Annotated in this window: 6 protein-coding genes and 1 riboswitch; all 6 genes read left to right on the top strand. The window is 62.8% G+C overall.

All coding sequences use genetic code 11. The annotated features are described in order from the left end of the window. Positions 1-1,033, top strand: a 1,033-nt coding sequence (locus tag VJ604_RS11175) for an MBG domain-containing protein (RefSeq protein ID WP_324082516.1), incomplete at its 5' end; no start/stop codon positions are given. A gap of 38 nt (positions 1,034-1,071) precedes the next feature. Continuing rightward, the gene (locus VJ604_RS11170) at positions 1,072-1,617 is read left to right on the top strand and encodes a hypothetical protein (RefSeq protein WP_324082514.1); all 546 of its coding nucleotides are present in this window, start codon (positions 1,072-1,074) and stop codon (positions 1,615-1,617) included. Positions 1,618-1,697: 80 nt separating this feature from the next. Continuing rightward, a riboswitch (cyclic di-GMP riboswitch) is annotated at positions 1,698-1,774 on the top strand. Then, positions 1,767-4,055 carry a hypothetical protein gene (locus tag VJ604_RS11165; protein ID WP_324082511.1) on the top strand — a complete coding sequence of 763 codons (2,289 nt, stop codon included), beginning with the start codon at positions 1,767-1,769 and terminating at the stop codon, positions 4,053-4,055. Its footprint overlaps the riboswitch before it by 8 nt. Before the next feature lie 238 nt (positions 4,056-4,293). Next, a complete protein-coding gene (locus VJ604_RS11160) occupies positions 4,294-5,166 on the top strand; it encodes a sensor histidine kinase (protein WP_324082509.1) in 873 nt (290 codons plus the stop codon). After that, positions 5,163-5,789 carry a response regulator transcription factor gene (locus VJ604_RS11155; RefSeq protein WP_324082507.1) on the top strand — a complete coding sequence of 209 codons (627 nt, stop codon included), beginning with the start codon at positions 5,163-5,165 and terminating at the stop codon, positions 5,787-5,789. The genes VJ604_RS11160 and VJ604_RS11155 overlap by 4 nt, the downstream gene beginning before the upstream one ends. A 688-nt stretch (positions 5,790-6,477) precedes the next feature. After that, the coding region (locus VJ604_RS11150; RefSeq protein WP_324082505.1) for a peptidase associated/transthyretin-like domain-containing protein at positions 6,478-9,484 on the top strand (3,007 nt) is incomplete at its 3' end.

The raw sequence follows: 9,484 nt of genomic DNA, 5'->3' as shown, positions 1-9,484 counted from the left end.
GGCCGGCGAGCACGCGGGGAGCTATCCGATCACCCAGGGGACCCTCGCCGCGGGGACTAACTACACCATCGCCTTCACGGGCGCCAACCTGACCATCACCAAGGGGCAGCTGGCGGTCACCGCTTCCTCGGCATCCAAGGTGTACGGCGCAGCGCTGCCTGTCTTTGCCTATACCATCGCCGGCTACGTCAATGGCGACACTCAGGCTATCCTGACCGGCTCTCCCAGCATAACGACGATCGCCACTGCAGCGAGCGGCGCGGGGAGCTACCCGATCACCATCAGCCCGGGGACCCTTTCCACCGCTGACTACACCTTTGTCTTCACCGACGCCACGCTGACCGTCACCCCGGCCACCCTGACCGTTACGGCCAACGCTCAGAGCAAGGTGTACGGCAGCGCAGACCCTGCACTCACCTACAGCCAGTCTGGTCTGGTGAATGGCGACACCGCTGCGGTGATCACCGGGGCTCTGGCGCGGCAGACCGGGGAGAATGTCGGCAGCTACGGCATCCTGCAGGGAACCCTATCCGCCGGTGGCAACTACTCCATCGTCTATAGCGGGGCGAGCCTGACCATCAGCAAGGCGACCCCCGTGGTGAGCTGGAACAACCCGGCCGCCATCTTCGTCGGCACCGCGCTGGGCGCCACCCAGCTCTCGGCTTCCGCCTCCGCACCCGGCACCCTGGTCTACACCCCTGCCGCCGGAACCGTGCTGGCGGTGGGGAGCGGCCAGACCCTGTCGGTGACCTTCACCCCCAGCGACCTGGCCAACTACAACGTCCCGGGACCGAAGACCGTGAGCATCGACGTGCTGCCGGCCGGTGACCTGGACGGTAGCGGCACCGTCGGCCTCTCCGACGCTGTCTACTACCTGCAGGTCGCGCTCGGAGCGGCACCGGCGCCCGCCAGCGTGGCGACGCCGGTGATCGCCCCCATCGTGAACGGCAAGCCCCAGCCCGACCCTAGCCGCACCAAGGTGAACGTGCTCGACGTGATCGCGGTTCTGGAAAAGCTGGTCGGAAAGTGGTAAAGATGACTGCCTCAGGAAACTTGAACAAGGATGGAAATATGAAAAAGATACTTCTTGCTGGATTACTGACCGCCGTAACGCTTTCCCTCTCCGCTTGCGGAGGAGGGGGGAGCGGCGGCACTGTTACCCTTCCCGCGCCGACCACCGCGGTGCTCAAACTGAGCACCGTAGCCAAGGCGGGCCAGGCTCCCCAGGCGGCAGGGCTCGAGCTGACGGTGCTGCTCCCGGCCGGGGTCACCGTGAAGACGGTCACCGCCTCCAAGCAGACCGCATCCGGTGTGCTGAACTACTCCGGGAACGTCGCCTTCTCCAACATTACGACCCAGCTGTTCCCGCGACCGCTGTTCGGGCTTTACTCCGCATCGGCCGTGGCGTCGGGTAAAAACGCCGTGAAGATCCAGATCGCCAGCGGCAGCGCCACTTTCGGTGCGGGCGAGTTCGCCACCCTCACCTGCAACATAGGGGCAGGGACCAGCGTGACGGCGACCGACTTCCACCTGACCGGCTTCCTGGCGGGAGGGTCCGGGGGGACCGATATAACGGCCCAGTTCGACTCGCCGACCTTCACCGCCAGTTTCAAGTAGCGGGGAGGGTAGAGCCACGCTGGAAACGCTTGATTGTGCCAGGATCTTGCTGTATCCTGCGTGAAAATTTAACTTGCGGTACACGATAAGACTAAACCATCCGCGAGGGTGGGACGGAAAGCCCATTGGGTCTCACGTAGACAGCCGGGATGCCGAAGTATCTTTCTTCGGCATCCCGTTTTTTTTTGAGCGGCGCCGAAGCCTTCTACAGCTGCACACCGGGAGGCGTCATGTTTGCCCTGGACGGTTCGCTAAGCCGCATCGAAGCCGCTGAATCGGATGTACTCGACCTCTTCGTTTCCCCTCCCATCCCCGTCAACCTGACCGGCAAGCGGCTGGAGCCCCGCAGCGCACACGTCTGCGCGGTGAAGCGGGATTCCCTGGTGCAGGTCTACGCCGTACTGGCTGCCGAGCACGGCCGTAATTTCGTGTATGGGGTCCCCGGCTACGGCGACAGCGAGACCAGCTACCCTGCCACGCTCGATCAGGCCCTGCAGTTCGTCCGGGCGATGGGATTCGCCCCCGAGCGGGTGGATCTCTCCTTTTCTCCCGCCATGCGGGCCGTAGTTGTCCGCAACTACAAGATCTTCAAATTCCCGGGCCAAGGCGACCACGCCGTCGCCAACCCGCCCCGACTCGCCTTCCAACTGGCCCTTGAAGATTCCGTGACCGTCCCTTCCTTACCGGAGCAGCCTGCAGCATCCCCTGTTCCGGCCGCCTCCCCCGTTGTGCCCGCAGCTGGCGAGCCGGTTCCGTCAGCAGCCAATGTCGCTTCGCCTTCAATCCTGGATGGGGAGCGCCATGAGCTGTACTCCATCTCCGATCTCATCGTTAAATTCGCCAGTGAGATGACCACCCTGCGGGTGGAGCGGGATAGCTTGGCGGTAAAGGTGGAGGGGTTGGAAGGGGAGCTGGCGGGTGCACGAAGGGAACTGGCCCGGCTGGCGAGGGAGCGCGACGAGGCGAGGCGGGAACACCAGGAGCTGAGTGCCGCACAGGGAAGAGTGGCAGAAAGCGCCGCCGAAGCGGAAAAGGCGCTGGTCAGGGCGAAAAAGGCTGTCGTAGCTGCGCAGAAAGAAGCTGCCTGCGCGAAAGAGGAACTCGCTGGAGCCCAGAAGTGGAGATCCGAGGCAGAGGTGGCGCTGGTCAGGGCACAGGAGGACATCGTGCGCTACCAGGTGACGCTGGGCAAGGCGCAAGAAGTAGTGTCGAAGGCGCGAGAGGAAGCGGCCAAGGCGAAGGAGGAGGCCGCCAAGGCCAACGAGGTGGCCGCCAAAGCGAAGGCAGAGGCTGCAGCCGCAAAGGCAGAGGCTGCAGCCGCAAAGGCAGAGGCAGGTAACTGGAAAACCGAGGCCGCAAGTGCCAAGTCTGAAGCTGCAAGTGCCAAGTCTGAAGCTGCAAGTGCGAAGGCTGAGGCCGTGAGTGCGAAGGCTGAAGTCACAAGTGCGAAGGCTGATGCCGCGGATGCGAAGTCAGAGGCCGCACATGGGAAGGCAGAGGTCGCGAGGTTGGCGATGAAGCTTGAGACCGCCGAGCGGGCCGAGGAGCAGGTTTTGGTACCTTCTACCTTAGTCGCCGTTGAAGGCTACGCGGAAGCCGCACCGAAGAGTGAGCCGCTTATCCAGGGCACTATCGCTGCCGTTGCCCCAGTCGGCAACCAGGACATCGCGTCCTTGTCGCTTGGAGGTGAACAAGTCCTCGTCGGTGTTGCGGGCCAGGCTGACAAAGAACGGGAGCCGGCCGCGACAGCAAAGGAAAGTGTGCTCGAGCCTAAGGCACCGGAGGTGATCATGGAGCAAAGCGTGCTGGAGTCCCAGGTGCCCTCTCTGGAAATCGTGCCGGGGCCATCCGCTGTTGCCATATCGTCGTCCACGGACGTGGAAGCCGCGATCGCCATGATGACCGCACCTGTCTTAGATACTGACCCATTTGCCGGATTCTGCTCGACAGACGACCGCTTTTTCAGCGGCTCGGAGTCGAGTGGTGGATACACACCGTTCGTTCCGAGGACGGAATTGGCGGTGATCGAGTATGGCTCGCCTGATGATTTCCTGGAGCTGCAGAAGTCGTACAATGTGGCGCAAGTCGCCCTGGATGGGAAGGCCACCGAGAGCTGCGAGGGATACATCTGCTGCCTGAGAACCAACGGCCAGCTGCAGGTCTTTGCGGCACTGTACGGCTTGAAGAGCGGTAAAATCAACGTCTATGCGCCTGAATCCCAGCCCGCTGACCAGGAAGGTATGGCGGCGGCGGTGGCGGGGGGCATGCTTTTCCACGAGCAGATCGGCCTGTTGCTGGAGTCGCTCGACCTCGGATCGCCTACGCAGCGCCTGCAGGTTGTTTCCGGCTGCCCCGTGCTGAAGGCTCGCGCTGAACGCGGGGGCTCGCAGGCCGGCCCGGTGCGTGGGCAGGGGGCGCGGCTGAAAGAGGCGGTCTGAAGCGCTACCCTCCCTCGCCCCTTCAGGGTAAGGGCGCCCAAAGGGTGGGTGAGGGGAGAATTAAAAGAGGAGGGGCGAGGTTGCACGAAGCTTCCGATTGACAGCCGCGAGCCTTTGTAGGTATAAAATTCCGTATACTGTTTCGATGGGCCCAAAAACATCGTCGACACTCGAGCGTCCTTTGCGAAACGCCCCCAACAAAGTCCCCTTCGGTAAATGGCACTCTGCTGCCTGGCCCATGACCATCATGGCCGCCTGCATCTTCGTTTCCGAGGATGCGGCCATGCTCTGCATCATCCTGTTGTTCCCCCAGCTGAGTCCGCAGACGCTTTTGCTGATGGACTCGACCCTGCTGCTCCTGTTTTTCCTTCCCCTCATGTACCTGATAATCATACGGCCGATGAAGGCCCACCTGCGGGAGCAAAGGAAGTCCGAGGAGGAGATGGGGGCGCTGCTCGTGCAGTTGCGGAACCTCTCCTCGCACCTGCAGGCGGCACGGGAGGAGGAGCGCGGTCACATCGCCCGCGAGATTCACGACGAGTTGGGGCAGTCGCTGACCGCGTTGAGGATGGAGGTCGGCTGGCTGGTCCAGGGCTTATCCGCATCGTTGGTACCGAAAGGCGAGGAGATCTCCTCACGTCTTGACCACATCATCGAGCAGGTGCAGCATATCTCCACCGAGTTGCGTCCGGGCATCCTGGACGACCTCGGTCTGGCGGTGGCCGTGGAATGGCAGGCAAGCAAGTTCGCCGAGTGGTCGGGCATCGCCTGCGACAGCTTTATTCATGAGGTGGGGGAGGTCCCACCGCAGCAAGCCACTGCGCTGTTCCGCATCGTGCAGGAGGCGTTGACCAACGTGGCGCGGCACTCGCAGGCCCGGCGGGTGGTGGTGAAGCTTGCCGAAACGGAGCACGGCATACGACTGAAGGTCACCGATAACGGCAAGGGGATCGATGCCCGCGTGATGGACGCGCCGGAATCGGTGGGGCTGGCGGGGATGCGCGAAAGGGTGCTCGCCTGCGGCGGCAGACTGAAGATCCGCGGCATCGCCGGCCGGGGAACCGGCATCTGCGTCCTGATGCCGCTGGCCCGGGTGGAGAGTGATACATGATCAGGATTCTTATCGTGGACGACCACCCGGTGGTGCGTGAGGGGCTCAAGCTGATCCTCTCCAGAACGGGAACCATGGAGATCACCGGCGAAGCGGCGGACGGTGCCGAAGCGTCGGTAAAGCTCGCCAAGGAAGAGTACGATATGGTCCTGCTCGATATCGCGCTTCCCGGCAGAAACGGCATGGATGTCCTCAAGGAGATCAAAAAGCACTACCCGAAGCTTCCCGTCCTGGTCTGCAGCATGCACGGCGAGGAGGAGTACGGCCTGCGTGCGCTGAGAAGCGGCGCCTCCGGCTATCTCACCAAGAAGAGCGCGGCCAACGAGCTGGTAGCGGCGGTGCACAAGGTGCTGCAGGGAGGCAAATACATCAGTCAGACCCTGGCCGAGAAGCTCGCCGACGCGGTGGCTGGAGATGGCGGGGCTCCCCACCAGGGGCTTTCCGACCGTGAATACCAGGTGCTGTGCATGATCGCCTCCGGCATGACGGTGGGGGAGATCGCCCGCGAGATGTCGCTCAACATCAAGACGGTGAGCACCTACCGGACCAGGATCCTGATCAAGATGAACATGAAAAGCAACGCCGACCTCAACCGCTACGCAATCCGCAACAACCTCATCTGAAAAGTCCGCAACCGACTCCTCTTCCCTCTGCCAGTACTCCCTGGTCTTGCCTTTGGTTCATATCCTTTCGGTCATCTCCCTGCAGTATTTTCGTCTCACTGCTCCCTACTTCCGTCTACCCGCTCTTGTCTGTCGGTGATCCTTCCGGCATTTCCCTCTTTGTGGCGCATATTAAAAAATACATAATCGACATAGGACTTTGTCCTACAAAAAAATAAGCTGCTGGTGCGGTTGAAATTTCGAAATCATCCTATATACTTCCTTCGAAATTTTCTCCCTCTCCTTCTCAGCAAGGCCCGCTTCCGTGAGCGGAATCCGGAAGGTAGAGGGTGAACTGGCCGCTTTGAGCCGGTAAAAATCCCTGTTTCCCCCTCAATCGAAAGGGGGGAACGGCGATAAACTTTTGCTTCCTGAAGAAACGGCAAAAGTAGCCAGCCTAAGGGATACCGGTACGAGGCTTTGCCAGAGGAGCCGGTGCCTTGCAATCACGAAGCAGGTAGTGGCGGAGGCCTTTTTCACCAGAGGCCCTGTTTCCTCGACTGATCTCGGAGCGCGACGAAAGTCGCGCCCAAATGTCTGAATAAATAATCCTGAACAACACAAAAAGAAGAACGGGTGGGGTCACGTGATGAAAAAACAAACGAATGCCAAAAAGCATCCTCTGTCCCTGTTTATTTCCCTGGTCTTTTTGCTGAGCGTTTTCGTCCCCTTAACCGCACAGGCGGCCTTTACCATCAAGGTCACCGGCAACACGGTTAAAAAGGACGCGGCCTCCGGCAAAGTCATCACGACCAGCTCGGCCCCAGTCAACGACTTCAAGTGGATCGTCCAGGAGGACAACACCTGGGACGCGGTCGGCCACGTCGGGCAGTTCAACAACTACTCGAGCCTGTCGGTGACCATCCACAAGAGCCACGCCAAGGTGCTGGCCAGCGGCACCAGCGCGAACCCGGTGGTGAACCTCCCCTCGACCGGCCGCTACTTCGTCTCGGTGCTCGCCCCGAACCACTACTCCATCGGCGGCGGGCCGGTGCGACCCGGGCAGAGCGAGATCAACATCGTGGTGAACAAGTTCCCGGTGCCGCTCGCCCAGGTCACCGTGCTGGTCTTCCACGACAACTCACCGATCAACGGCGCTCCCGACCTCCCCAACGAGGTGCCCCTGGGCGGCATGAAGGTCTTCCTCTACGACCAGCTGGGGCAGCAGTCGCAGGACGCTTTCGGCAACCCGATCGGCTCCGTCTATCAGATGGACGCGGCGGGCAACCCCGTACTGGACCCGGACGGCAACGCCATCCTGGTCAGCAAGGGGCCGGGCTACGTGCTCTCCAAGGACACCATCGACGCCAACTTCAGCTACAACGCGGTGGTCCCCAACCTGGCCCCGGGCAAGTACGGCATCTGGGTGCAGCCCGCTGACGGCAAGCCGTGGATCCAGACCTCCACCATCGAGGGGACACCGGGCATCGACAACTGGGTGGTTGCCGGCGAACCGAACTACTTCACCGAGGTCGGTTTCTTCGGGGTGCACTCCTTCCTGGGCTTCGTGCTCCCCAGCGACTATCCCGACGCCCGCGCGCCGGTCTTCCGACCGCTCACCGCAGGAGAGGTGCCGGGTAACCTCACCGGCCAGGTGGTGCAGAATCGCATCAACCGTCCGCCGCTGCAGATGGGTCTCAACCCGGGCGACCCGGTCCCCAACGCCTACCTCGGCCTCTCCGACATCAACGCCGCCAACCAGGCCGTCTTCGTGATCGCCTGCCCGGGTTCGACCGCCAACGGCTCGACCTGCGACGCCAACTCGAAGTTCACCATCAAGGGGGTCCCTCCCGGCACCTACACCCTCACCATCTGGGACAAGCCGCTTGACCAGATCATCGACTTCAGGACGGTGACCATCCCGACCAACTTGGTCGCGGGCACGGGCGACACCGTGCCGGTCGAATCGTGCGCGACCACCGACCCGCTCTACCCCTTCTGCCCCAGCCCGGTCTTCCAGTGGTTCGGGCAGCTGGAAGGGTGCGTCGCCCAGCCGGGCAACGACTGCACGGCCGGCAAGCCGGGTTATCCCAACCAGCTGATGGATCTCCGCTTCCGTGACGGTTCCATCTTCCAGCAGACCACCACCAACGTGGACGGCACCTACTCGTTCAACGAGGTCTTCCCCTTCTTCAAGTACCTGGTGGCCGGGGTCGACGCCGTCTTCGGCAAGCCGCTGGGCGCCGCCGCCAAGGTGGACAAGGGGGGACCCTTCGTAGGTGCCTGGTCCCCCACCGGCAACAATACCATCCCGCTTCTGGACCAGCCGACCTTCCCGGCGGGCACCCAGACGCTCGCCAACATGCTCTACATGGACAACACCAACGTGATCAACTGGTTCAAGGCGCCCTATGCGCCGGGCGAGACCGGCTACATCGCGGGGATGGTATCCTACGCCTTCACCAGGACTCCTGGCGATCCCGCCTTCGGTGCCCAGTCGCCGTGGGAGCCGGGGATCCCGAACGTGACCATGAAGCTCTACAAGGTGACCGGCTACGACGCCAGCGGCAAACCGATCTTCGATAAGACCAAGCCGGTCAACACGGTGCTCACCGACAGCTGGGACCGCGCCGTGTTTGAGGAGAAGTCGCTGGTCGGCTGCCGGGCGGCGATGACCGCGGCGGGGATCGACATCAATGCCGGCGGCATCCCGCTCGACAAGTACATCGACTGCTCGGAGACCATGCCGATCTGGAACCAGGTGAAGCCCGGCGTCTATGATGGTGCCTACATCTTCTTCGGGGACGCCGAGGGCAAGCCCCTGCAGGCTGGCGACTACGTGGTGGAGGCGGTCGCCCCGCCGGGGTACGAGGTGATCAAGGAGGAGGACCAGAACTTCATCGTCTCCGGCCCGGTAGGAAGCGACCAAACCCCGTCGGTGCCGCAGCCGGCCGTGGTGCCCCCTCCCTGCGTGGGACCCGACCACGTGGTGCCTGCCTTCCTCACCTACGACGGGGTGACGCCGGCCCCCTTCGCCGGGCAGACCAGGCCGCTTTGCACCATGAAGCTCGCCAAGGTGCAGTCCGGCCAGAACCTGGCCATGGACTTCCGCTTCTTCACCCAGGTGGAGCTGGCCGGCCGCATGATCGGCCTGGTGACCGATGACCTGACCCTGGAGTTCAGGGCCGGCAACCCGCGCCTGGGCGACAAGCTCGGCCCCTCCTTCATGCCGGTATCGATCCAGGATTTCGCCGGCAACGAGCTGGTCAGGACCTACACCGACGAGTGGGGGCAGTACAACACCCTGGTCCCCTCGACCTTCTGGACCAACACCCCCAACCCGACCGGTGTCTCTCCGCACATGGTGGTGGTCGTGCTGAACCCGCAGTTCCTGGCCGATCCGGTCACCAAGCAGATCAACCCGGCCCGGAAGGACCCCTACTTCAAGCCCGGCTACCCGACCGCCACCTTCAACTTCGACATGTGGCCCGGCAAGATCACCTACGTAGACACCCCGATCGTGCCGATCCGCCCGGCTATCGATTCGACGCCGATCGACTGCAACTTCAACGACGGCACCCCGACCATCGCCTCGGTGAACGGCCCCTCCGGCGGCCCCTGGATCGAGACCCCCAGCACCTCCACCCTGCTCACCATCACCTCCCCGGGTGACGTGCAGGTGGCAAATCCCAACCAGCAGGTGGGCGGAACCATCA

It is taken from the genome of Geomonas sp., from assembly GCF_035254065.1.
Lineage (GTDB): Bacteria > Desulfobacterota > Desulfuromonadia > Geobacterales > Geobacteraceae > Geomonas.
The sequence above is the reverse complement of the archived record's forward strand: the minus strand, read 5'-3'. Positions and strand labels throughout refer to the sequence as shown.

Bases quoted from the DNA above. Each gene is read 5' to 3' on its own strand.
- VJ604_RS11170 (WP_324082514.1), top strand. From the start codon at position 1,072: ATGAAAAAGATACTTCTTGCTGGATTACTGACCGCCGTAACGCTTTCC.
- VJ604_RS11155 (WP_324082507.1), top strand. From the start codon at position 5,163: ATGATCAGGATTCTTATCGTGGACGACCACCCGGTGGTGCGTGAGGGG.
- VJ604_RS11165 (WP_324082511.1), top strand. From the start codon at position 1,767: ATGCCGAAGTATCTTTCTTCGGCATCCCGTTTTTTTTTGAGCGGCGCC.
- VJ604_RS11160 (WP_324082509.1), top strand. From the start codon at position 4,294: ATGACCATCATGGCCGCCTGCATCTTCGTTTCCGAGGATGCGGCCATG.